Origin of the sequence: Bacillus sp. BP-3 (assembly GCF_028401955.1) — a bacterium.
Taxonomy (GTDB): domain Bacteria; phylum Bacillota; class Bacilli; order Bacillales; family Bacillaceae_G; genus Bacillus_A.
In genome coordinates this window covers 49970-73287 of sequence record NZ_JAQOTJ010000002.1, presented here as the reverse complement: position 1 = coordinate 73287, position 23318 = coordinate 49970, and the positions used below count along the sequence as shown (strand labels likewise).

At 36.7% G+C, this 23318-nt stretch carries 24 protein-coding genes; 10 read left to right on the top strand and 14 right to left on the bottom strand.

Annotation, left to right across the window (positions count from 1 at the left end):
* Positions 1-487: 487 nt before the first annotated feature.
* Entirely contained in the window at positions 488-901 is a 414-nt protein-coding gene (locus tag PLX19_RS03220; protein WP_272187070.1) for a VOC family protein, read from the top strand.
* Between the two features lie 68 nt (positions 902-969).
* Here PLX19_RS03220 and PLX19_RS03215 read toward each other — a convergent pair whose 3' ends face one another.
* From PLX19_RS03215 to PLX19_RS03190, 6 genes are all read right to left on the bottom strand, one after another.
* Positions 970-1170 (bottom strand): sporulation YhaL family protein, encoded by a 201-nt coding sequence (locus PLX19_RS03215; RefSeq protein WP_272187069.1) that lies wholly within the window; start codon positions 1168-1170, stop codon positions 970-972.
* A gap of 246 nt (positions 1171-1416) precedes the next feature.
* Positions 1417-3804, bottom strand: coding sequence for an immune inhibitor A domain-containing protein (locus PLX19_RS03210; protein ID WP_272187068.1), 2388 nt, complete (start codon positions 3802-3804; stop codon positions 1417-1419).
* 323 nt (positions 3805-4127) lie between these two features.
* The gene (yhaM, locus tag PLX19_RS03205; RefSeq protein WP_272187067.1) at positions 4128-5072 is read right to left on the bottom strand and encodes a 3'-5' exoribonuclease YhaM; all 945 of its coding nucleotides are present in this window, start codon (positions 5070-5072) and stop codon (positions 4128-4130) included.
* Between the two features lie 60 nt (positions 5073-5132).
* The gene (locus PLX19_RS03200) at positions 5133-7958 is read right to left on the bottom strand and encodes an ATP-binding protein (RefSeq protein ID WP_272187066.1); all 2826 of its coding nucleotides are present in this window, start codon (positions 7956-7958) and stop codon (positions 5133-5135) included.
* On the bottom strand, positions 7955-9196 hold the full coding sequence (locus PLX19_RS03195) for a metallophosphoesterase family protein (RefSeq protein WP_272187460.1): 1242 nt from the start codon (positions 9194-9196) through the stop codon (positions 7955-7957). Before PLX19_RS03195 ends, PLX19_RS03200 begins: the two co-directional genes overlap by 4 nt.
* A 437-nt stretch (positions 9197-9633) precedes the next feature.
* Positions 9634-10584 carry a tetratricopeptide repeat protein gene (locus PLX19_RS03190; protein ID WP_272187065.1) on the bottom strand — a complete coding sequence of 317 codons (951 nt, stop codon included), beginning with the start codon at positions 10582-10584 and terminating at the stop codon, positions 9634-9636.
* A gap of 395 nt (positions 10585-10979) precedes the next feature.
* Here PLX19_RS03190 and PLX19_RS03185 point away from each other — a divergent pair, with 395 nt between their 5' ends.
* Genes PLX19_RS03185 through PLX19_RS03175 form a run of 3 tightly spaced genes read left to right on the top strand, consistent with a single transcriptional unit; the run spans position 10980 to position 14677 of the window.
* Positions 10980-12680, top strand: coding sequence for a molecular chaperone HscC (locus PLX19_RS03185; RefSeq protein ID WP_272187064.1), 1701 nt, complete (start codon positions 10980-10982; stop codon positions 12678-12680).
* Positions 12680-13978, top strand: coding sequence for a J domain-containing protein (locus tag PLX19_RS03180; protein WP_272187063.1), 1299 nt, complete (start codon positions 12680-12682; stop codon positions 13976-13978). Before PLX19_RS03185 ends, PLX19_RS03180 begins: the two co-directional genes overlap by 1 nt.
* A gap of 12 nt (positions 13979-13990) precedes the next feature.
* The gene (locus tag PLX19_RS03175; RefSeq protein ID WP_272187062.1) at positions 13991-14677 is read left to right on the top strand and encodes a DUF1266 domain-containing protein; all 687 of its coding nucleotides are present in this window, start codon (positions 13991-13993) and stop codon (positions 14675-14677) included.
* Between the two features lie 389 nt (positions 14678-15066).
* Here the strand turns inward: PLX19_RS03175 and PLX19_RS03170 are convergent, their stop codons facing one another.
* Positions 15067-15237 carry a hypothetical protein gene (locus tag PLX19_RS03170; RefSeq protein ID WP_272187061.1) on the bottom strand — a complete coding sequence of 57 codons (171 nt, stop codon included), beginning with the start codon at positions 15235-15237 and terminating at the stop codon, positions 15067-15069.
* A gap of 424 nt (positions 15238-15661) precedes the next feature.
* On the opposite strand from PLX19_RS03170, the gene PLX19_RS03165 reads away from it, so the two are divergent.
* Positions 15662-15847 carry a YhzD family protein gene (locus PLX19_RS03165; RefSeq protein ID WP_272187060.1) on the top strand — a complete coding sequence of 62 codons (186 nt, stop codon included), beginning with the start codon at positions 15662-15664 and terminating at the stop codon, positions 15845-15847.
* 28 nt (positions 15848-15875) lie between these two features.
* On the opposite strand, the gene PLX19_RS03160 is transcribed toward PLX19_RS03165, so the two are convergent.
* Positions 15876-16235, bottom strand: coding sequence for a hypothetical protein (locus tag PLX19_RS03160; RefSeq protein WP_272187059.1), 360 nt, complete (start codon positions 16233-16235; stop codon positions 15876-15878).
* A gap of 138 nt (positions 16236-16373) precedes the next feature.
* On the opposite strand from PLX19_RS03160, the gene PLX19_RS03155 reads away from it, so the two are divergent.
* Both PLX19_RS03155 and PLX19_RS03150 read left to right on the top strand, forming a co-directional pair.
* The gene (locus PLX19_RS03155) at positions 16374-16514 is read left to right on the top strand and encodes a YflJ family protein (protein WP_251226897.1); all 141 of its coding nucleotides are present in this window, start codon (positions 16374-16376) and stop codon (positions 16512-16514) included.
* Between the two features lie 60 nt (positions 16515-16574).
* Positions 16575-16709 carry a hypothetical protein gene (locus PLX19_RS03150; protein WP_272187058.1) on the top strand — a complete coding sequence of 45 codons (135 nt, stop codon included), beginning with the start codon at positions 16575-16577 and terminating at the stop codon, positions 16707-16709.
* Positions 16710-16757: 48 nt separating this feature from the next.
* Here the strand turns inward: PLX19_RS03150 and PLX19_RS03145 are convergent, their stop codons facing one another.
* Positions 16758-17270 (bottom strand): DUF6141 family protein, encoded by a 513-nt coding sequence (locus tag PLX19_RS03145; protein ID WP_272187057.1) that lies wholly within the window; start codon positions 17268-17270, stop codon positions 16758-16760.
* Between the two features lie 373 nt (positions 17271-17643).
* Positions 17644-18018, bottom strand: coding sequence for a DinB family protein (locus tag PLX19_RS03140; protein WP_272187056.1), 375 nt, complete (start codon positions 18016-18018; stop codon positions 17644-17646).
* A gap of 716 nt (positions 18019-18734) precedes the next feature.
* Between PLX19_RS03140 and PLX19_RS03135 the strand changes: the two genes are divergently transcribed.
* A complete protein-coding gene (locus PLX19_RS03135; RefSeq protein ID WP_272187055.1) occupies positions 18735-19799 on the top strand; it encodes an ABC transporter permease in 1065 nt (354 codons plus the stop codon).
* Positions 19799-20470 (top strand): ABC transporter ATP-binding protein, encoded by a 672-nt coding sequence (locus PLX19_RS03130; RefSeq protein ID WP_272187054.1) that lies wholly within the window; start codon positions 19799-19801, stop codon positions 20468-20470. The genes PLX19_RS03135 and PLX19_RS03130 overlap by 1 nt, the downstream gene beginning before the upstream one ends.
* A 114-nt stretch (positions 20471-20584) precedes the next feature.
* Here the strand turns inward: PLX19_RS03130 and PLX19_RS03125 are convergent, their stop codons facing one another.
* Complete coding sequence (locus PLX19_RS03125; protein ID WP_272187053.1) at positions 20585-20863, bottom strand: nucleoside triphosphate pyrophosphohydrolase; 279 nt, start codon at positions 20861-20863, stop codon at positions 20585-20587.
* A gap of 134 nt (positions 20864-20997) precedes the next feature.
* Between PLX19_RS03125 and PLX19_RS03120 the strand changes: the two genes are divergently transcribed.
* Positions 20998-21150, top strand: coding sequence for a YflJ family protein (locus tag PLX19_RS03120; protein WP_272187052.1), 153 nt, complete (start codon positions 20998-21000; stop codon positions 21148-21150).
* 194 nt (positions 21151-21344) lie between these two features.
* Here PLX19_RS03120 and PLX19_RS03115 read toward each other — a convergent pair whose 3' ends face one another.
* The 3 genes from PLX19_RS03115 to PLX19_RS03105 are packed head-to-tail and all read right to left on the bottom strand — an operon-like array spanning position 21345 to position 23063.
* The gene (locus PLX19_RS03115; RefSeq protein WP_272187051.1) at positions 21345-21758 is read right to left on the bottom strand and encodes a TetR-like C-terminal domain-containing protein; all 414 of its coding nucleotides are present in this window, start codon (positions 21756-21758) and stop codon (positions 21345-21347) included.
* Positions 21739-21969, bottom strand: coding sequence for a hypothetical protein (locus tag PLX19_RS03110; protein ID WP_272187050.1), 231 nt, complete (start codon positions 21967-21969; stop codon positions 21739-21741). The genes PLX19_RS03115 and PLX19_RS03110 overlap by 20 nt, the downstream gene beginning before the upstream one ends.
* Positions 21966-23063, bottom strand: a complete 1098-nt coding sequence (locus PLX19_RS03105; protein ID WP_334313756.1) for a DUF6688 domain-containing protein — start codon at positions 23061-23063, stop codon at positions 21966-21968. Before PLX19_RS03105 ends, PLX19_RS03110 begins: the two co-directional genes overlap by 4 nt.
* Positions 23064-23318 lie beyond the last annotated feature (255 nt).

Sequence of the window (23318 nt, the reverse complement as noted above, 5' to 3'; positions counted from 1 at the left end):
AAAATTCAAAAATGATTGAATATCAAATTCGACATTTTTGTTGTATTAAAAAAATAAAATATGCAGTTTAGAGGGTGTTTTGCATATATATTAGCGATAAACTTATCTTACTTTCAATATCTTTCAAAGCACTTTCAAATCTATTACAAAAACCTTCGTAAATGTTACAAAAGTCTTTCATGGACTTTAAAAGAGTTTAACTAATATGTCTATTTTTTGTGATTAAACCGATGAATTACTCTCCTCCAACCCTTTTTCTATTTATTATAACAACAGTTAATATTAGGTTGTATTTCCGCTTTCTACCTTTCATATAATTGACAAATTCCATAATTTTTTCTTTCTTAGTAATAACCAGCCATTCGGTTAGATTGTGCTCAATCTAACCTCTTCCTTCTTGAAATATGGCAGCCTGTAGCTTACACATGAAAGTGTTCTAAAAGATGAAATGCCTGAAATATAAATAGAATGAAAAGGAGATGAGTATATGAAACTAAATCACTTGAATTTATGTGTAAATGATTTAACGGCAGCGAGAAATTTCTTTGAAACATTTTTTGATTTTCAATTTTTAGAAGCGAAAGGAAAAGCTCTTGTAGTAATGAGTGATAATGATGGATTTATTCTTGTATTAAGTGATCCAAAAGCATTTAAAGAGGGAAAGGATGCGACATACCCAGAAGCTTTTCATATTGGTTTCTTAGTGGAAGAGCCTAGTGAAGTTGATCAAGTATATAATCGCTTAATAGATGGAGGGATTGAAATAGATAAAGAACCTTATAAGATGAGAGGTAATAGTTATGGCTTCTACTTTACAGTATTTAATGGATTGATGATTGAGGTTTCTTGTCTTGACTATAAAGACGGGAAAAGAATCTCAAGACTTAATAGCACAAAATAATTATTTATAAAGCCTCACAATAGAAAAAGGATGGTAACCGTTCGGCTACACATCCCCTTTCTTAATTATTAAAGCAAAACGGAATCCTCATCCTTATCCAGATGACGTCGCTCCCGTTCTTCAGCAAGGCGTTTCATGTAGACTTCGCCTTCTTTTTCAATAAACTCATTATCCATTTCTTGCTCTTTTTTGGACGTGTATAAGACCATATAACCGCTCACAACAATTCCAATAATAATAAGATAAACCCACCACGGTAAAGTTTGCATTCGATTTCCTTCCTTTCATCAGACAAGCTTTGTTAGTTTCACTGTATGAAAGAAAGAGAGATTTTATGACTACTATATTTTTTCTATCAGCAAAGTCTTACTGCTCATTAAGGCGGGATAAAACTAGTTGTAAGTACGAAAACAAAAGAAATAAGAGTAGTTAAAATACCTACTCTTATTCCTAAGTTGCACGTAAATTACTGTAAACGAATATACTAAAGTTTACTTTCTGAAAAGAGCTTCAACTTAGCGATGAATCCAAACTGCTCCTGCAGTCTTATCATCAGCTTGACCTACTACTTCAAACTTCAATCCAAGCTTTGGAACTTTTCGTCCTGCATCTGGAATTAACGTGTTCATGTATGCTTTAGAGTCATCAAATTTCGCCACACCTGGTAATCCTTTATAATCAAATACTCCGCGTGATGGTGAATTTACTTTCCACGCTGGTGTTTGATCAAATGAGAACGCAGCATCTGCAATTTGATAACGCGTGCTACTTTTCACAGACGGCTGACCATTTAATGTTCCTACAATCGCTTCTGGATGAGAATCTACTACTCCAAGGAATCCTTCGCCTGGATGTACGCCAACCCAGTTATCTGTAAAGCTTTGGTCTGCATACCATACAACAAGTCCTGTATTGTAAACTGGACCGCGTCCATATTGCAGTGCTTCGTCAGAACCAGAATAGTTTCTCCACTCTAAATAGTAGTTATTTTTCTTATATTCAATTCCATTAGAAACAGTAAAGCCTTTTAAAGTAAAGCTTGGTTGCCCTTCTGCATCATCAGATAACACAACTTTACCATCTACTGTTAAAGCCGCATTATCAAGCGCAAATCCTCTGTAAGATACCGCAATATCTGTTAAATAGTCGAATTGTAGTTTTACTTTCTTACCTTTGAATTGACTTAAATCATAAGATTTATCAATCCACTTATCATTTGTTGTATCGACACCATTCTTGATATCTTTGTCACCCATTCTATCAAGCTTTGTTTTCGTTCCATCTTCTGCAATCGCATATACATCAACGAAATCATACTTTGCTTCTAATTCATAGAATGCTTTGTAATCAAATTTTGCAGTCGTTGCATTTGTTAAATCAAATAACGGCGTTTCTAATGTTGTGTGGATGTCATTTCCTTTTGTACTATAGTAAAACTTCTGTCCAAAACCAGGTTCAATGTTTTTCACTTCTTTATCAGGTAAATTTACACGAACAATTCCTGGACGTTTTGATTTCGTAACACTTTGATCTAAATACATCGCAGCGCCGACACCACGAAGTTTATCGTAGTCTACTTCAACAATATTTGCCCAGTTACCCTTCATATTTTTTTGGAAGAACTCTTTATTTTGCGGAGAGAAACTTGTCGGTTCTGTTCCAGCAACTCTTCCAGCCCAGCTACCGCCACTCATAATAGACCAAGCTTCAATTGGCTCACCTTGTCCTGAATACTTTGTATCGTACTCATCTGGTAAACCTAAATCATGACCGAATTCATGAGCAAATACACCAACTGCACCGTCTTCAGGTTCGATTGTGTAATCGTATGCAGCCATCTTTCCATCCCATCTTTGTACAGATGATTTCGTGCCATCAATTGCATAAGGTTTTGCACCAAGTTTTGAACGGTGAGACCAAATTGCATTATCTTTCAACTTTCCACCGCCAGCTTCTTGACCAACACCAGCGTGAACAACCATTAAATGATCAATAATTCCATCTGGCTCATTTTTATTGCCGTCATTGTTGTAATCGTATTGATCAAATTGATCATAATCAGCTAAATTAATTCCTTTTTCCACTGCTGCTTTTAATGCATCTTTTACTAAATCACGTGGTCCTAGAGGTCCTTTATTATCATGACCGCTGCCAGCATCAGCGCCGTAATCAGCTGCTTTACCTGGAACAGTCAACCATTCTGTTACAGTTCCATCAACCGTATAGCTGCCGCCTGATTGCTCTTCATAATATTGCTTAAATGTTTTAATGTTCGTGCCATTGAATAATGTAAACGGCTCATCACCAAATAACATATTTTGATAATGATCACGATTAAAATCATTTGAATACATATATCCTTGCTCTTGATCGATATTGTTATGTTTAAAATCACTATATTCTACAAGAAGCACAAGAACTTTATCTTTGCGCACAGAACCGTTATAAGGTGCTTGCTTTGCTGAAGAAGTTGGCACTTTCCCATTTAGCTTTCCAGAATTTAATCCAGGTACTTGTCCATTTCCTACACCATTCTCTTTTTGATTCTGCTGCTCTTTCTCTTTCATCTTTTCATCTTTTACTTTTTTCATAAAGTCAGTAGCTTCTTGCGTAAGGCTGTCTTCTGGCGTTGTTTCCTTTCCAGGATTTTCGCCTTTCTTCTTCTCTATATATTTCTCTACAGCCTTTGCCGTTTCTGCTTGTGATGCAGAAGGATCAATAACCCCGCGCTCCTTCAACGCATTTGCCAAGCGATCCTCCGGTATTAAATGCTCATCTATGAAACTAGATGACGCTGATGGTGATTCTGCATAAGCAGCATGGCCACCGAAAGCAAACATAGAACTTAGCATAGCCCCAGTTGCCAACACTGAAAAAGTTTTTAATTTTCTGTTCTTTTTCAACGTAGTCCCTCCCCTATTATGTATAAGTTATCGACTCTTCCCTTTTTGTCGATATTTATATATTATTATCGATTGGTGTAATTTTCAATATTTTTGTAATATATCGAAAATTGATTGCAATTTATTTTACTACAATAATTTTTTTCTAGAGTAGAATCTTCTTAGTTACGATGATGTCCCCCACCAATATATCACCGCTTCAGCACAATTCAAAGACCTTTCGACAATATCCGACAAAGGAATCATTCATCCACTAGTACTAAATTATATCGAAAAATAAAAAAAGCCGACCAAAAAGTTCACTTTTTAGTCGGCCCTCTCTTTTAATTATGAAACGTCGGTTTATAAAACGAACGATTATCAAGCGCAAAGACACGCTCAGTATATTCACCTGGTTTTGTGCGACTTAGTGCACGGTCCATCATGTTCATCTTCGCATCTAAGTTATCGATGTAATGCAGAATTTCAGCTTCTCTTACAAGCGGCGGCTTCGGACTTCCCCACTCTGCTTTGCCGTGATGTGATAAGACGATGTGCTGAAGAATTAATATTTCTTCTGCTTCAATTTGCAGTTCGTCTGCTGCTTTGCCAATTTCGTTTACCATGATAGAAATGTGACCTAGTAAGTTTCCTTCTAACGTATATGTTGTGGAAATTGGACCTGATAATTCAATGACTTTACCGAGGTCGTGTAAAATCACGCCTGCATACAATAAGTCTTTATCAAGAGACGGATATAGCGCTGCAATTGCTTTCGCTAAGTCAAGCATCGACACAACGTGATATGCCAATCCTGAGACAAACTCATGGTGATTTTTCGTTGCGGCTGGGTAATCTAAAAATTCCCCTTGATACTTATTCAACAAGTGTCTTGTGAGACGTTGAATATTTGGGTTACGCATTTCAAATATGTATTGTGTAATTTTCTCAACCATATCTTCTTTTTTTAGCGGTGCTTTTTCCACAAAATCAGAGATATCGTTTACTTCACCCGGATTTGCTACGCGAATTTGCTTGACGCGAAGTTGAATACGACCTTTATAATTTTGAATATCTCCTGCTACTTTCACAATTGTTTCTGCTACATATTGCTGCTCTACTTCAGGTGATACATCCCATAACTTCGCTTCAATATCTCCGCTTTGATCTTGCAAAATGACTGTTAAGAATGGTTTCCCGTTACTCGCGATTCCTTTCGTTGCCGATTTTATCATTAAAAATAAATCGACTTGCTCACCAACTTCATACTGTGCAATTTTCTTTTTCATATATTTTCCTCCACCGTCATCGATATAGTTAGTATAGCATATTATCGTACTTTTCCCTTACTACGTTAATCGTTGAATTTCATCTTCTGCAAAGAAAGATAAAAGATGCTTGTGACAAGTAAAGAAAATCACTTGTCGTTCTTTTGCTAATTCCTTCATAAGATGCACGGTTCTCTCCGTTCGCAGCACGTCAAAATGTACGAAACTATCATCAATAATAAACGGATACTGCCCTTCAAAAGTATGTGCGAGCGCGAACCGCAATGATAAATAGAGCTGTTCCGCTGTCGCTTGGCTTAATTCATGACTATAAAAACGCAGTCCATCTTTTCGTTCTACAATAAACGGTTCTTCTGCATCTGGTGAAAAGACTTTCACATAATTTCCGCCTGTTAAATATACAAAATACGCTTCTGCTTTTTGCAAAATACGCGGCAGCTGCACTTCATGATAATACTTCTTTGTTTTGCTTAATACCGCCTTTGCCGCCGCATATGCGGCCCACTTTTTCACCTGTTCACGCACTTGTGATTTTTTCAGTTCCCACTCATGAAGGACATCACCATACGTCCGGCCTTCTTCTAACTGCGCGATATCGTGGCGCAGAGCGGCAAGTGTATGCGTCAGTTCTTTTTCCTCGCGCATCAGCCCGTCTATTTTTCCCTGCTCTTTTTGCCGCTCCTCTTCATATCCTTCTAGACGATACCCACTCTCTAGCGCTGATGTCATTAGTCGCCCTTCCAATACGTCCATTTGCGGAATTAACCGATTAAGCTGTTGCTGTTTCTCTTCAATTTGCTCCGCTTGCTTTGCCGCCGTTAAAAAGGCCTCTTCATCAGTTGCCGCAGCAATGTCCCAAAGCTGCTGACGCTCTTCTAATAGATGAAGAATCTGCTGCTGCGCTGACGTATACTCTTCTTCCCATGCCATAGTCTTTTCTACCAGCTGCTTTTTCTGCAATTGCTTTTCCTTTTCTTTCTGCACATCTTTACTTAAACCATACAAAAATAACGACGGTGTATCGACACTTCTTTCTGTAACAACCGTTAGCTTCATTAGTTTATGTTCAAATTGAGAAATCATGTCTCCCTGTATTTCTTTTCGCTCTTGCAGCTTTGCTAACTCGCGGTACAATTGCTGCATCTTTTCGATCCGTTCAAACGCCGGCAATATGTGAGCGTGCGTAAAATGATTTGGCAATGCATACGTCTCTTTATACAATTTTACCTGTTCGTTCACGCCAAACAAATCACGTTCCCACTCGTCATATTCAGAAAGAACACGTTCATACCCGCGCTCAATTTGCTTCAACTTAAATTCCTCACGCTCTAATAATTTCCGCACTTCAGCATCTTTCTCAAGACGATACTGAAGTTCAAGCGCTTCATTTCCTTCCTGTTCACCTGAACCTTTCATATACATCACATAAAAAACAACAAGGCCAATTAACAAAAAGACCCCTGCAAACAACAACTTACGATTATCCATAAGAACACCAGCAAATAGCAGCAAAACGTCCATAGTGAATAAAATCAGCGCCGTTTTATTCATCTGCGGTGCAGTTTGATTTCGCTTCTGACGAGACGCGGCACTTTGCACTTTTGGCAAATATGTCTCCCGCTCCCGGTCTGGCAATGTTTGTGACTGCAGCTTTTTCACCGCTTCCTCTTGTTCCTCTAACTGCTCCTGCACTCTTTTAAATCGTTCATCTAACTGCCCTTTACGCTTTTCTAACTCATTTGCTTGCTGCACCATTTGCATAATCGTTTCCTTCATCGCTAAGCTCACATTGAAAGAAAGAACGTCCTCGCGCACAAATGCAGATCCGATTTGCTGCTGCAAATCTTGTATTTCTTCTTCGATATGTAAAATGCGCCCCGTCAAATCCCGCACTTCTTGCAGGGCTGCTTCATAAGACATATGCTGCAAACGAAGCTCTTCTACGTACATATCTTGTTGAAGCAATTCTTCATTTACTTGTAATGCTTCTATTTCAAACTGTGCACCAGCCAATTTCTTTTTCAGTCCCTCTTCTTGGAGCTGAAGCGGTTCAAGCCGTACTTTTATCCCTTCATAACGCTGCAAACCATCAACTGGAAACGTATGCTCTGCATGTTGTTCTAAAAAACATTCACACGCACGCTTTTCTAAAAACAGCGGCTGCAACGCTTCTAGCACTTCATAATCTTGCTTTCGTTTCCCCGCTTCTTGCTGCTCGGTGCGAATAATAGAAAGGCGCTCTTCCATACTCTTTTTCTTACCAACAAGCTCTTCATACGCGGCAATTTTCCCTTGCCAATCTGCGAGTTGATCTTGCAGCTTTTTCAACTCCTGCAGCGCCACATTAATTTCCGGTTTGCGGCCATTTGGCTTAAAGCGCTGCTCCATTTCTTTCTCCAGCATTTTTTCTAGGCGCAATAACCCATCGCTGCCAACTGCACTTGCTGAAAATAAATAGTTGCCAATATCTCCCGCGCCGATATGGTGAATGTTTTGCAAACCATGCATGTCAAAGGAAAACACCGAATCAAACAACTGCTCATTCATTCCGTTTAGCAGCTGCTTTAAAACTTCCTCACCGCCTGTTTTTCCATCCGCAAAATATACCGTCACTTCCCCGGCCGCCGTTTTCGGAAGACGTTCAATTTTTATTCGTCCGTACTCTTCGGTGTAAACCGTGAGCGCACCGCCGTATTTCCCGCCTTCCTTCGGCTCATAACGACGCTGTCCTCTTGTTGGAAAACCAAATAAAATGCTCTTCATAAACGAACGAATCGTCGATTTTCCCGCCTCGTTTTCTCCGTACAATACGGTAAGCATAGAAAGGTTCAGCTGGACATTTTCTAATTTTCCATATCCGTAAATATGAAGATTCTCAACTCTCATCCCTTACTCCTTTCTTGCTCTAGTAATTGCTCTAAAATAATATTCTCGGCGCCCTTTTGAATCTCTTTCTTTTCTTCCTCAGAAAATGAATGAAGTACCTTCCTCGCAACAGGTGAAGTCCAAATTGTCCGTAGCACCTCATCCATACTCGAGAACGATTCAAGCTCCTGCAGCACATTCCCGATAAAATGGTTCTCGTTCTTCAACTTCTCAATTTCCGCAAACGAAATCGTTTCATTTTTCCATTTCACAACATGTACAAAATTACCGCGCTCCTCACCAGATGAGACAATATGAAGAATTTCTTCTACACGCTTCTCATCACGCAAATAAGAAGCAAGCGGACCTTGTCCTGTAAACGTCATCGTTACAAGCAAACCTTCCTCTTCTCTTCGCACATCGTTCATACTCTCCGTACAGGCGCTAATAAAAGCATCGACCGTTTCTAACTCATCAATCGGAATCGAAATCTCATCCCAAATTACATCATTCGTACTAAAAAATGTTAGTTCTGTCCCTTGCGAAGACAAAGAAACAACATACGCACCTTTCTCTCCCGTTTCCTTTCGGTGCCGCCCTTGAATATTTCCAGGATACACAATGCATGGTTCTTCTGCTAACACTTCACGTTTATGTATGTGACCAAGCGCCCAGTAATCAAATCCTTTCTCCTTCAACTCACGAATTTGAAACGGTGCATACCGATTATGCTCCGCATCTCCTTCCACACTTCCGTGCAGCATACCGATATGAAACGGTGCACCTGTCATCTTTTTATATTGCTCTGTCATATTATCCGTCACAGCTTGCTGCTGATAACTAAATCCGTAAATCGAGGCGAGCAGCTCCCCATTTTTATAAAATGATTTTTCTTCTATATAAGGCTCTGTAAAAATATGTACATTACTCGGAAACTCAATTGCCGCCCAGCTTCCGCCTAAATGATCATGATTGCCGTGAATCACATACACCGAAATATCATATTGCGCCAGACGCTTCATTTGCTCACGAACAAACACCTGCGCCCGCAAACTTCTCGTCTCCGCATCATACAAATCACCCGCCAGCAAAACAAAATCAACTTGCTCTTGAATTGCTTTATCCACAATGCGTAGAAACGAACGAAACGTACTTTCCTTCATTCTTTCCCATATAAAGATAGGCACATTCAGTTCCATCCCTTTAAACGGACTATCCAAATGTAAATCTGCCGCATGAATAAACTTTACTTTTTTCACAACGTAACGTCCTTTCTCCGTCATACTTTGCTCACTCAAATCCATACTGGCTTTGCTATCTCCCCCATATCTTTCTCGTTTCCCTTTGAATCTTGAAACGGAGGACTTACTGCCTAAATGTATTTTGATTTTTCAATATCTAAGTTACTGCTATGCAGAAAAAAAGAGCCTAGTCGCTTTCTCTCTTTGTTTTAACTTCGCATGTGACCAAAAAGGCCCTGACCGCTTCTATGCATGGGCAGATGCTCTTGCCCACCTAAACAAAATGGTTTTTGTTGTTTTTTCACTCATTCACAGTCCACTAGTAGGTAAAGTTTCACTTTATTTTAACACTTTTTTTCGAATTGGGGATGCACCAGAAACGGCCTGATGCAAACAACAAAAATAAGCCAGATGCGAAAAAACATCCAGCTTACTTTTATTGTCCTGCTTATACTTTAGTCTTTTTTTTCTTTTACTTTTGCTTCCACACCTTGTGTTTCCAACTTATTCAGTAATTCATGATATTTTTGCATTTCTTGCTCACTATCATCCCAGTTTTCTCCGTAAATATGATTAATTTTCCCCTCTTCCATTTCTAATATAAAGGTGCTATCATCACTTTTCACTGACAAGTACATACTTGTCTCTTCTTCATAAAATTTATCAGGATGTGAATTCTTTAATTTCTCTCCACTTGGTTGCCCAGCCTTTTCCATGACAATTGGTACATACTGATCGGATACATTTATACGAAGCGAATTCTCGTTAAAGTCACTTATTTTAAATAATTGGAATGTGTGTACAGCCATAGTCACATGGAAGTTCTTCGGTAGTCCTTTTTTAAGTATGTTATCTGCAGACTCAGTAATAACTTTCTTCTCTTCTCGGCTTATATTTGGCATCGTATTTTCATTTGATTTATGATAAACGTTATATAATTTTCCAGCACGATAAACGAGAGTAATAGACAACGTAATGACTATATAGATTTGCCATTTTTTATACCACGGAGATTCAGCTTTTGAATCCGATTGAATTTTTTTATGTTCTTTCGGTGATAACTGTGGTTGTGCAACTGCATCTACTTCTTCCGTCAGCTGTTTCTCAAACACAGCTTCAGCGCTCAAAAAACTTGCTAATTGTGGTTCAATTTCTTTTGGTGATAATTTCGTTGTTGAAACTACCGCAGGTTCTTGCTCGTTTAAACGATCCAGTTTAAGCGCCTCTTCTAAATACTTACTTGCATTATTCTTATCGTTAAATCCATAAAAATAAACATGACTTAAACAAAAGTATCCGGAAGAGTCTTTTGGGTCTTCCTTTATAAGCATTTCCGCTTCTTTCCTTGCCTGATCAGCATCGCCAACCTTCAGTAAATCTCGAATTCTTCTAAAATTATCTTCCATCATCTGGTCTATCCCTACCCTTACGTTCTACTTTGTTCTCTATCAAAAGAGATTACCTTTGCGATTTAATTATTATTCAACTTTCATAATTCCACATTTATCTAATTATGCAAAAATATTATAACAAATAAAACTTTTTTTGATTTGTCATATCTCGTCGAATAAAGAAAAAATGCTTTTCTGCCTTTTTTTCATAGTATGATTGAGGAATTACATAATAATCTATATATAGTTCTTGAAAGATTTATCCCCCTATTACACTCCTAATCTCCCTCTGCTTTACATTTTTTGAATATCCCATTATAGCTTTTCTATTCTATTTTTTAGATACTTCCCCCTACTGTAATGATATAGTAAAATATAGAAAAATATAGAAAAAAAGAAAGGTGATCGGCATGGCAACGATTGGAATTGACTTGGGAACAACAAATAGTTTGGTAGCTTATTGGACAGATGATGGTGCAATTCTTATCCCTAATGTACTTAACGAATATCTTACGCCATCGGTCGTCAGCGTTGAAGAAAACGGTGAGATTTTAGTCGGACGTATTGCAAAAGAACGGCTGATTACCCATCCGCATTTTACAGTATCAACGTTTAAACGATTTATGGGAACAGAGAAAAAATATGAATTAGGTGTGTATACTTTTTCTTCTGAAGAACTTTCATCTTTTGTCATTAAGTCTTTAAAACAAGATGCAGAAGCATATTTAAATGAACCGGTTACCGGTGCTGTAATTAGCGTACCTGCTTATTTCAATGATGCTCAGCGCAAAGCCACGAAACGTGCTGCGGAAATTGCCGGATTAAAAGTTGAACGACTCATTAGCGAACCAACAGCTGCTGCGATCGCTTACGGACTATGCCAGGAGGCAACAGAAACAAAATTCCTTGTATTTGATTTAGGTGGTGGTACATTCGATGTTTCCATTTTGGAATTATTTGAAGGAGTAATGGATGTTAAATCCATCGCCGGCGATAATTACCTTGGAGGCGAAGACTTCACAAAAAGCTTAATGTCCTATTTCTTAGAGTCACACCAACTTGACTTTAATTCACTTGATTCGAAAACTCAATCGTTAATTTATACGCAAGCAGAACGTTGTAAGCTCACACTATGTAATGAACATAACGCAGGTATGAGAGTCACGATTCATAATGAGACATATGAAACTCCTATTAACAGAAATGAATTTGAAAAAATAGTAACCCCGCTTCTTTTACGGCTTCGCTATCCTATTGAACGGGCACTTCGTGATGCATCATTAAATCCTAATGATTTAGATGCTGTAATTCTAATTGGCGGAGCGACCAGAATGCCGCTTATCAAATCCATCATTTCTAAAATTTTTGGACGTATGCCTTATGCAAATATTAATCCTGATGAAACAGTTGCTTTAGGCGCTGCGATTCAAGTTGCTTTAAAAGAACGCAACAAAGCGCTAGAAGAAGTTATCTTAACGGACGTTTGTCCTTATACTTTAGGAACTAGTGTTGTTCAAGAGTTAGGAAATGGACAAAAAGAATTCGGATACTTCTTCCCGATTATTGAACGAAATACACCGATTCCTGTAAGCCGAGTGGAACGACTTTATACTGTCAATGATCGACAACAATCCATACTTGTCGATGTTTATCAAGGAGAAAACCGCTTGGTTAAAAATAACTTAAAACTTGGCGAACTCAAAATTAAAGTCCCTCCTGCTCCTGCTGGACAAGAGGCGATTGACATTCGTTATACATATGACATTAACGGCATTCTCGAAGTCGAGGTAATAAGTACAACGACTGGAGAGAAAAAAAGAGCAATTATCCAACAAAATGCCGGAAATCTTACAGAAAAAGAAATTGAAGCTAGACTACTAGAATTGAAAGAAATTAAAATCCATCCCCGCGACCGGACTGAAAATCGCTTATTGCTCGCAAAAGGCGAACGTCTCTATGAAGAGCTACTCGGTGACGAACGTAAGAAAGTTTCCATCTTGTTACAACAATTCGAAACTGTGCTCACTTCACAAAATGATAAAAAAATTAAGGAGGCTGCTATTGCATTGAAAGAGCATTTAGAAAGTATAGAAAGGTGGATTACTCATTAATGAGCATTTGGAAAACATTAGAGATTGAACCTACTGGCGATGTTGCAGCTATCAAAAAAGCTTACGCAAAACTTCTAAAAGTCCACCATCCAGAAGATGACCCAGAAGGATATCAGCGGCTAAGAGAAGCGTTTGATAAGGCAATAAAAGACGCAAAACAAATGCAGGCAGAATCTCTCATTCAATCAGAAGAAACAGATGAAAACGAAGAAGATCCATACGTCAATCACGTATTCCCTACTTGGATTGACAATAACTCTGAACTTGCTTCCACTCTCGTTTCAGAGCATCCTGTTCACGCATTTATGGAAAAAGTCGAGACACTGTATGACGATTTTTTTGCACGAATAGAACTAAAAAATTGGGAAGATTTATTAAGTTCCGATGTAATATGGAATGTAGAATATGCCGAAGTGATTCGAGATAGATTAATAGATTTTTTAGAATATCATTACCATTTCTCTAGTTCGATTTGGGAACTTATCGACAAAGTTTTTCGCTTTAGTGAACAAACAGAGGAATTACAGTTTGAATATGGTGAAGAAACAGTACAATTTTTACTAGAAAGAATTAGCGGCGCAGGAGAAATGCGTTACGATATTTTCAAGAAAAGTGACGATTTATATTTTGAAGCATATTTATACTTACGTGAAAAAGCCCAGCATGCACTTATGAACAATAACTTAGAAGCAGCAAAGAGTTCGTTGGATTCTGCATACGATCTTTATCAAGAAGACCCTGAACTTTTACGCATGCGAGGTGTTTATTATTTACGTATAGAAAATAAAGAGCGTGCGCTACAATCCTTTAACGACTTACTTTCTATTGATCCAGATAATCCGGATGGTTTACTGTACCGCGCTGAAATTTATTATAGCCGCGGCCAAATTACCAATGCTATCAAGGACTGTGAGCATCTACTTTCGGTTCAGCCGGAGCATATGGACGCACAGTTCTTATTAGTGAAATATTCGTTCGAATCAGGTGATATAGAAACTGTAGCCACTAGGGCGCTGGATGTAATAAATCGTTATCCGGAACGCTTAGAATTTCGTTCATACAGCGTTCAAGTTCACACTGAAATTCCAGAGAAGAGACAGAAACAAGAAATAAATATGAAGTTTATTATTCACTATGCGCTATACTTATTATTTATATTTATTAGCCGCACCTGGGTTTATTTGATCTTTATGATTCTTATTGTTTTAACCCCATTGCCATCTAAATATGCATTACTTCTCCTACTCCCTCTTATTTGGGAAGCATGGAAATTCATTAGGCTTAAAACATTGGCATAAGGAGGAGACAGAATGCCTATTTTATATAAAAGAAAACAAGAGAAACAGCTCGAACTATATTTCCGCTGTTTGTCTTCCGTTTGTTTGGAGTGTGTTTATCTTACAAACTACTTTACCCAATATGAATTCACCCTTATCAGAGACCGCCTTATTGGGAAACGTTTTTTGAAGAACGTGTTATGGACATGGAAGATTGAAAATTCGACGGAGTTAAAAGAGAAAATCATTTGGTTTTTAGAAGAAGGAAAACGGCAGGAGTTTAATCGTATACGCCATCAATTGACTCCTCTTTCCGAAGCAGCGCGAAAACAGTTATCGAAAGACCACCTTGACTATGAAAAACTTTATATTGCTAATTACGGATTACATATTTTGACGGATTCCGGAATTGCAGCGTTTGATTATGCATGGTGCATTTGTTTATGTCGGGTTGGTAGAAGACTCGGTTATTTATCAAAACAGGAAGCAAAGAACTTTATGATACAGGCTGCACGACTTTCACAACATTCTTATTCAGATTGGCACGAGTATTTTAACGCCTTTCGTATCGGCAGCCACTTTAACGCAAATGATATAGAATTCAGGAATAAAGATAAGTATAGTATTAATTCCGTATTGCGCTTGTTTAATTATAAAAAAACTCTATTGAAGGATATTCCATGGGAAAATAATCTACTTAAAGATTTAGAGAACAAATAGAAACTGTTTTTAACCCTAATATATATAAATCCAAATTGAAAAAAACTCCTTTTTTTAGGGGAGGACGAGATCGTCTGGCCGCGCATAGAAGCGGTCAAGGCCTTTTTCTGCCACATGCCAGGCTTTAAACAAAAGGAGCAGGCCAGTAGCGGGCATGTTGTATTCTGCATAACAGCAATCTTTGCGTTAAAAAATCCAATGGTGAAATTAACCATTCTGATATAGAAGTTCGATATTACGCTAAAGATATATAAATGCGTGATAAAAAATCCTGAGAACTTTCTCAGGATTTTTTATCACTTTGAAGTAATTGTTTACTAGGCTTACAAAACTATTCTTTCAAAAAGACTTCCACTAATGGAAGTTTCACTTTTGTATTTATATAACTTCTAACTATTCTTCTGTGATTTTCTTACTTCTTTATCCAACTTCATAAACGTCACGATTAATATAGCACCCACAGCTGTAAATAGAATGCCAGGTATCAATAACCATAAATTCCCGTTACTCCACCAAATTAAATCTATTCCTATAATTAAACATATGATCCCTATTGTCATTTAATCTCATCTCCCCTCTTTCGTGAAAATTTCCCCTCGTTTTTAAAATTATACCTTTTTACTTCCAAACTGTTAAACATAAAATCTTCTAAAGTTATCCTCTATCACCTGGCTTATCCCTGCCCTTACATTCTATTTCAATCTATGCTCTTCTATATAATCGAGTACTTTATCAACCTCCTTCTTCACATCGCTAATGTCGCATAATTTTTCGCTGTTGAAAACCAATCTAAATTTGTTAGCCGACAATTTTTTATCGTTTCAAAAAAAGTCCAAAAAGAACCTATCCCTTTTTCTCCAAAAACAAAAGAGATACAAAAGTCATCTTAATCCTTACAAATAATGTCACATATTTCTTTTGCATAATCGCTCATTTTATGACACAATAGTTATAACATTCTGATTATTTTTGGAGGGAATTTTCATGGGCGTATACACACTAACAGTTTTCGAAAAAGACGGTTCCAAAGTACTAGACGAATCATTTGAGGCTGTGACAGAAGCAGAAGCAAAATCAAAGGGCGAAACCCTTTTACAAGAAAAACAATTGTATGAGCACACGCACCGCTGCACATCTTCAAGCGGAAAGCTTGTCTTATTCCAACGCTAAAAAAAAGAAGCGTCACAGCGCTTCTTTTTCACACTATATCTTCTTCACACCACAGAAACACAACTTCTACAATTCGATTCCCAAATCGAACGCGCTTATTCCACATACCTGTTTGAATAAGGCGCTTTAATTCATCCTTCATTTTATCCGTCCACAGCTGAATACTCTCTTTTGGATTGTACGGATAAATACTTGGAAACTCTTCATGCAAGAGACGCAAGCTTTCCGCATCTAGATGAAAATGAAAAAAATAGTTCGCAGTCAGAGAAGGCTCCTGCAATTGTAAAAATTGGTGGTCAATTTGCTTCTTATTACGATAAAACGTAAAAATATTGACCTTCCCACTCGTAATTTGATCAATTTGAATTTCGTGTTTTTCAATAATCACGTTGTTCAGTCCACCTCAATATATACTACTTCTAGTATATATGTCTTTAACAAAGAAGTTAACCACTTTCCTATGGAAATTCATCATTTCACAAAAAATACAATCAGAATTACTCTAAACAAGAAAGGAAGCGATCATATGCATTTCGGTAGCAAAGGTTGGTACGTACACGAGTTAAAAAAATTAGGTATCCGTACTTATGAAGGTAAAAAACTAGAGTCATATCGTACGCATATTTTAGCTAGTTTGCTTGAAAAGGCGAAGAGACAGTCGGCTTAATGTTGAGAAGCTCCTTCTTATACGGGAGGAGCTTTTTACTATCAAGAAAAGAGGAGAAGAATGAATCTAAAATTAGTTGAGATAACAGAAGAAAACTTTTGGTATATTATTAGTTTGAAATCGGATAAAGACCAAGAAGAACGTATTCAAATATTCGAAAGATGGGTCGGTTCTAACGCCTTTTTCTTTTACTGATGTAGCTTAATAACTTATCAATGCATAATAAATAAGGGATGATACATATTATACTTTTTGTGCCGATTCCAATGCTTTTTTTAATTCGTCTGGTTTTTGAGTGCCGATTACTACTGTGTTATATTTCAACTTTAACTCTATACCTTTCTTTCCATTCATGTTATAGGCTTTTTCACCCTTAAGGTTAAAACGAATTCCCCATCCTCCAAATCGTTTTAATGGACTGTAAGTAATGCTTTCATAGTGACGTATATCTTTGAAAAGGTACTCCTTATATCGAAAATGAAAAGGAACAAAACGAACATAAAGACCTTTTTCACGAACCTCAATGATCAGCTTCAATACTCCAAGCATTAATACAGGAAAGGCAATCCCAAAAAACAACCACAAAACAATTAATACACCATTGGGAGCTGGTTTATCTCCAAACGGGGTATCAAGGATAATTTGTTGAATAAATCCATACCACATCAGTGTGGCGATCCCCAATATGAGTATCCATACCCAAATTTGTTGTGGTCGCTGAACCTCACGAAAAATAACGTGTTCTTGTTGTTTCATTAATGATTGTCACCTCCTAAATGGCTTATTTATTTGATTTAATTTCAAGAACAAGGAAGGCTGTTTAACGAATATACATTCTTGTATATATTATACATAATATATACAGAAATTTTAAAATGCATCAAATATTTATATACATCTTATTAGTTTAGTCTATTTAAATCTTTTGATCAAAACACGCTCTTAATATTTTTAATTAACTCATCCTCTTATAAAAAAGTTTGATCATTTTCTACCTATGATCTTCAACAATCGCTCCCTTTACTTGAATAAGAACTAAATTTACAAGTCGTTTTTTTCAATTAAGATTTGATTGTGAATATGGTGTTTCATATGCTCAAAATAATCTTGTATAAGCCACTGTAGTGTCTTATACAAGATTATTTCCTATGTCACAAAGGCTGAATAGCTTTTCGTCAGGAATATTCTTAACAAGATTAACAATTTGCTTATTTAATATCTGAAAAAGGTTTACTATTTCATCAAGTGGTCTATCTTGATAATTCTGAACCATTACCCATCGGTCTTGATTATAAGATTGAATAACATACACTGGTTCTTCATATTGAATTTTTATAAACCTTTCAATATTATTTATCGCAGAGTCACATAGATGTCCTAAAATCTCTTTTTTAGACCATTTATTTGGAAATGGTCTATTATAAACTTCTTTTTCAGACATAGCGTTGTACTCTTCTGGTAATCTTTTTATCCAATAATTAATTCCCTCAACTACCTTTTGCATATTTTTACTCCCTTTAAATTTCTTTATAAAACCAATATTCGGTTATCATTCTTAAAATCCCTTTATTAAACAATCCTCCCTGTTCAAAAAGCTTATTCACCAATCTGGCCCGATTGGTGAAGGCTGACCATCGGTGGGGGATAAAGAACCCCCCCACCGATGAAAGTTTCACTTTATTTCTCGCTTAACTTGTTTTGAAGTAGGAACTTATGATTGTTGCTGCCTCAACTCTTCAATCCGTTTGCGAATGACTTGAATTCCAAAAATATATAATCTGCTCTTGAAAAATAAGATATAGATCATAACCAGTTTGTTCTTTTCTTGAAAGTAGTCCTAATATTGCTTTCCAATTGTGAATTATTTGTTTCAAAACTACTATATCCATTGTCCAAATTTTAACAAACCAATATGATAAACATATGCCTTTTTAGTCACATGTGTTTTGGATAGTAATAAAAAAAGAAAATATGATGAATTTGCTACACGTCATTATCAACAACAATGAGTGATATATCGAGGGTAGTTCATTTTATTTATCCTTGTCATATTTCAAGCTACCGCAGGAATTTTAGTTGTATACACAGATTTAAATCTAATAATGACAAGATTATATTTACTTTTTATTTCCTGTTTGTTGCACAGTGGTAATTAACCATGTTAAGTACAAGAAGAAAAAGAGAAGAAAGAAATAGAGATAAATAAGGAGGCCAAGCAGAATGTTTTTAGCTCTGCGTGAATTAAAGCAATCAAAATTAAAATATGGATTAATTGGACTTATGATGATTTTATTATCATTTTTAGTCCTTGTGATTTCTGGATTAGCAAATGGTTTAGCGCATAATACTGTCTCTTCCATTCAAAATATGGATGCCAAAAAGTTTGTGTTAGCAAATGATGCGGAAAATTCATTGCTCCGCTCACAAATTAAGAAAGAAGATGTGGATGATGTAGTAAAGCAAGTGGGGGCAAAAGATGCTGTACCATTCCATGTGAAAATTTCTACATATGAAAAGAAGGATAGTTCAAAAAAGGTTGATATTGCAATATTTGCAAGTGAACGCGAAACATTTTTGGAACCAAAGATTGTGAAAGGGCATGCATTAGGTACAGCACAAAACGAAATGATTGCTGACGAATCGATTAAAGAAAAAGGTATAGATATTGGAGATGTGATTATCGATCCAGTTTCTAAAAAAGAATTTAAAATTACTGGCTTTACAAAAGATCAAAAGTTCAGTCACACACCTGTTGTTTATGTGAATCAAGATGTATGGGGAGAAATTGCACAGTCGATCCAAAAGGATTACAACGCAATTGCCATTCGGACTGATCAGGAAGTAAAAAATGCACATGTAATAGAGAAAAACGAAGTTCTTCAAAATATTCCAGGCCATAAAGGGCAACAAAACTCATTAACAATGATTATTGCATTCTTACTCGTAATTGCAACGCTCTTAATCGGTGTATTCTTCTATGTGATTACATTACAAAAAACACAGCAATTAGGTGTACTAAAAGCTATTGGAACGAAAAATTCGTATTTAGCGAATATGTTAGTTGTACAAGTATTATTCTTGTCTGTTGGCGCGATGACGATAAGCGTTGTACTTGTAGAAATTTTGCAAAGAATTTTGCCCAAAAGTATGCCGTTCTTATTGACAACAACAACGATTGGCCAATATGCAGGAATCTTTATTGTAATTAGTATACTAGGATCACTGATTTCCTTATATCAAGTATTAAAAGTAGATGCACTAGAGGCAATTGGAGGCGGCATGTAATGACATCGCTATTGAAACTAGATAGAGTTAGTAAAGTATACGGCGAAGGAAATACAGAGGTAACAGCCCTTCATCCAACTTCACTTGATGTGAAAGCTGGAGAATTCATCGGTATTGTGGGTCCTTCTGGTTCAGGAAAAAGTACATTATTATCGATTGCTGGAGCATTATTATCACCATCAAAAGGTGATATTTACATTGGTGAGCAAAATATTACCCATTTATCAGAAAAAGAAATGACAGATATTCGGTTAAGAAAGATCGGGTTCATTTTTCAATTCGCTAATCTTGTTCCCTATTTAAATGTAAAAGAACAATTACTATACATTTCCAAATTAAGGAAAGAAGGCCGACAAGAATCTGAAACACGCGCGAATCACTTGCTAACAGTATTTGGACTATCTCAGAGAAAAAATCACTATCCACATCAGTTATCTGGTGGAGAAAGACAAAGAGTTGCGATTGCTCGTGCTTTTATGAATAATCCAGATTTAATATTAGCAGATGAACCAACCGCAAGCCTTGATTCAAAACGTGGACGAGAAGTTGTCGAAATGATGAAACGAGAAGTAAAAGAAAGTCAAAAAGCTGCGATTATGATTACGCATGATGAGAAAATTCTCGATGTATGTGATCGGATATTAACACTTAGAGACGGAAATTTAGTATAAAAAGTATGTGGAACCGCACAGGAGGAATTCCTGTGTGGTTTTTGTGAATTATTATCTGTTTAGATAAAGTGAAACTTTAATCAGCCCTCACCTATCGGGCGCATGCCTCCCACCTCACTTTTCTTCCTTTTCTTTGCGGACCTTTTCAACGTCTTCAAGCGTTACACCTTGGTACTGCGCTAGGGCGTTAACAAGCTCTAGTAAATCAGCTAGTTCTTCTACTTTATGTTCTAGAGTTTCTGCTTCTACATACTCTGATAATTCTTCTTGTATTTTTTTACATATTTCTTCTATGTATTCTTTTTCATCTAAAGTTCTTGTTGTGCATGTCTTTCCTGTTTTTTCAATAATTTCTGGGATACGATCGCGTACTAATTTGTTGTAGATTGGCATCGTAAGCCCTCCAATATTTTGAATTTTCTTCTATTATAGCACGCACAAAAATCCACACTTTGGATAAACAAGACAAGCTTTCCTTTTCATACTCAAGCATATACTGTAAAAAATTCAAAAGGAGAAGATTCATCATGTATTACGGAACAAAAGGCTGGTACGTGTATGAGTTAAAGAAGCTTGGAATTAATTATTATGAGGGGCGGAAATTGGAGAGTTACCGAGCGCATGTGCTTAGGAGTTTATTATTAGCAAAGCAGCAGGAGCAGGACGAGAAAAAAGACTAATGTCAGCTCCTTTTCGTGCATTTAGAATGTTGAACATTATCGAATCGGCGATACCGTTCTCATTATATTCTGCTGTCAGGATAGTGAAGAAGGCAATAATAAATATAGTTCAACCCCTAAAACAAGCTATTAATCTTTTACATTAAGTAGCTAAATAGTCCATGAAGATTTTCTTCATGGACTATTTAATTAATCTATTCGCCTACTCTCATATTCAAAAATTGCACAAGTTGATCATTTAAATAACTTGTACTATACGAAAAATCATTTTGATACCACTCAATAATGATGCCAATAATCGCATTTGCTTGGTAGGAACAATAGAGTGAATGATTTATCCCTTCTTGAAGAAAAGCCTCTTTATCTTGAAGTAACAAACGTTTTATTTCCTCGAACAATAAATAATAGTACATAAGTGGAACCTTTTTGAAAAACACAATTTTGTAAAATGATTGATATTTTTCGATATGATGGAAAATCCGAATGGTAGAAGGGTCTAATTTACTCGTTTTTAGTACTGATACGTGGCGATATGGTTCTTGATAAGAACGCGCCAAATCTGCTGTAATTTCTTTAACATAACCCGTTTTACTTTTTTGAAGAATCATCTTTGTTCACCATTTCCTGATAAGTCGCCTGTTCGTTTCCAATCTTGACATGGGTGATAAAACCCTTCCGTTCTGTTACCGGGCCAGGTTTCATTTCTCCGTTCTTCGGTTTCCACTGCGGGTGGTGTTGGTTTTTCTTTTGAACTTGAGAGTAATGTATAGTGCCCCCATTATGTAATGTCACCATCTCAACCGTCTCTAGTAATTTCACTTCCTCAACTCACTATACTGCTTATGAATTCTGTTTTCTGGTTTTTTGTCCACCGTATACAACACAATAAGGAATAACCATTCCAAAGGCTTCATGATAAGATAGATAATGTCTGCAGACCATTTTGAATTGATATGCCTGCTGATTGGGTAGCCATACTTGTCATAAAAGTTACGGATGACTTTATGGAAGTTTGGAACATATTGTTCAAGAATGTTCTCAAATGCATTAGCAATTAGTAGCTGGCGGTTCACAGGGATTCTTTCTCCACCTCTGATGCCTGCCCTAACTGGCTTGACCAATTTTTTATGTCCTTTAGCAGAGACAGTACACAAATAATGCCCGTCACCTGGCACTATTTCTGGTTTTGGCGCAGGGATATTCGAATAGTTGAAAGAGCTTGTTTCAAGGAACACACGAATAAGGCTATCTGGTCGTTGTCCAAACAGGACCAAAATTAGCTGGATAATAATCAAAACTGGAAACAAGCTTATAGCCCATAGTTTTGGCACCTTTTGATAGTTATTACATACCCTGAAGAGAAATAGCATACATTTATTGTTGTACTCAATCTCCTTTTCATTCTGGCTATCAAGAAAACGGTTCAGAGAATCTTTCAAGCTTGCGATATATAAAAAAAACAATGATAGAAAGCTAGTTTGCAGAAGGAAAACCGAAAATTCTTCACCATCATTTGAGAAGGCTGTATGAGTAAGATAGGCAACCGCAAGTATGATATTCAGTATCATTAATGTACCGCATACCACATAAACAAGCGGAGGAAGATCCCCATAAGTAAGACTTACAATCCAAAAGCTGATCATGCCCAATGTTAATAAGACAATTACTGAAACTACATATTCATTTGCAAGAGAAGCATATCCATTATCCTTAATACCAGTCCTTTCAAAAATATGCAATGGCTCACCAGCATCCTTCGCCACTCCATTTAGAAGAAAACCTAGCATGAATAAACAATAAATAATCATAGAGGCATACACATCTATTGCTTTGATTTTGACTGATTTCTCCTTCACATAATTCCAAAACATCCTAAAAAAGGAATACGTAGGGATTGAAACAAATAAAAGCACTTTTATAAAAACGAGCAAGTCTCTCTCCTCCAATCCTTCCAAACACTTTATTACTATTTTAACAGTTTACCTTTTATAAAAAACTATCACCTTATTTCTCGCTATTCATAATCATAAGAACGAACAAAAATGTGAGAATACATGTTTTTTGAAGCATGACCCTGACCGCTTCTATGCTTGGTCAGATGCGCTTGCCCCCTCTAAAATGAAAGAGTTTCTTAATTTATATATACCCTATGAAAGCAAGTCTTAATG

Bases quoted from the DNA above. Each gene is read 5' to 3' on its own strand.
- PLX19_RS03220 (WP_272187070.1), top strand. From the start codon at position 488: ATGAAACTAAATCACTTGAATTTATGTGTAAATGATTTAACGGCAGCG.
- PLX19_RS03190 (WP_272187065.1), bottom strand. From the start codon at position 10,584: ATGGAAGATAATTTTAGAAGAATTCGAGATTTACTGAAGGTTGGCGAT.
- PLX19_RS03155 (WP_251226897.1), top strand. From the start codon at position 16,374: ATGCATTTCGGTAGCAAAGGTTGGTACGTACACGAGTTAAAAAAATTA.
- PLX19_RS03145 (WP_272187057.1), bottom strand. From the start codon at position 17,270: ATGAAACAACAAGAACACGTTATTTTTCGTGAGGTTCAGCGACCACAA.
- PLX19_RS03125 (WP_272187053.1), bottom strand. From the start codon at position 20,863: ATGCCAATCTACAACAAATTAGTACGCGATCGTATCCCAGAAATTATT.
- PLX19_RS03200 (WP_272187066.1), bottom strand. From the start codon at position 7,958: ATGAGAGTTGAGAATCTTCATATTTACGGATATGGAAAATTAGAAAAT.
- PLX19_RS03185 (WP_272187064.1), top strand. From the start codon at position 10,980: ATGGCAACGATTGGAATTGACTTGGGAACAACAAATAGTTTGGTAGCT.
- PLX19_RS03170 (WP_272187061.1), bottom strand. From the start codon at position 15,237: ATGACAATAGGGATCATATGTTTAATTATAGGAATAGATTTAATTTGG.
- PLX19_RS03140 (WP_272187056.1), bottom strand. From the start codon at position 18,018: ATGCAAAAGGTAGTTGAGGGAATTAATTATTGGATAAAAAGATTACCA.
- PLX19_RS03150 (WP_272187058.1), top strand. From the start codon at position 16,575: ATGAATCTAAAATTAGTTGAGATAACAGAAGAAAACTTTTGGTATATT.
- yhaM (WP_272187067.1), bottom strand. From the start codon at position 5,072: ATGAAAAAGAAAATTGCACAGTATGAAGTTGGTGAGCAAGTCGATTTA.
- PLX19_RS03135 (WP_272187055.1), top strand. From the start codon at position 18,735: ATGTTTTTAGCTCTGCGTGAATTAAAGCAATCAAAATTAAAATATGGA.
- PLX19_RS03115 (WP_272187051.1), bottom strand. From the start codon at position 21,758: ATGATTCTTCAAAAAAGTAAAACGGGTTATGTTAAAGAAATTACAGCA.
- PLX19_RS03180 (WP_272187063.1), top strand. From the start codon at position 12,680: ATGAGCATTTGGAAAACATTAGAGATTGAACCTACTGGCGATGTTGCA.
- PLX19_RS03165 (WP_272187060.1), top strand. From the start codon at position 15,662: ATGGGCGTATACACACTAACAGTTTTCGAAAAAGACGGTTCCAAAGTA.
- PLX19_RS03175 (WP_272187062.1), top strand. From the start codon at position 13,991: ATGCCTATTTTATATAAAAGAAAACAAGAGAAACAGCTCGAACTATAT.
- PLX19_RS03120 (WP_272187052.1), top strand. From the start codon at position 20,998: ATGTATTACGGAACAAAAGGCTGGTACGTGTATGAGTTAAAGAAGCTT.
- PLX19_RS03130 (WP_272187054.1), top strand. From the start codon at position 19,799: ATGACATCGCTATTGAAACTAGATAGAGTTAGTAAAGTATACGGCGAA.
- PLX19_RS03215 (WP_272187069.1), bottom strand. From the start codon at position 1,170: ATGCAAACTTTACCGTGGTGGGTTTATCTTATTATTATTGGAATTGTT.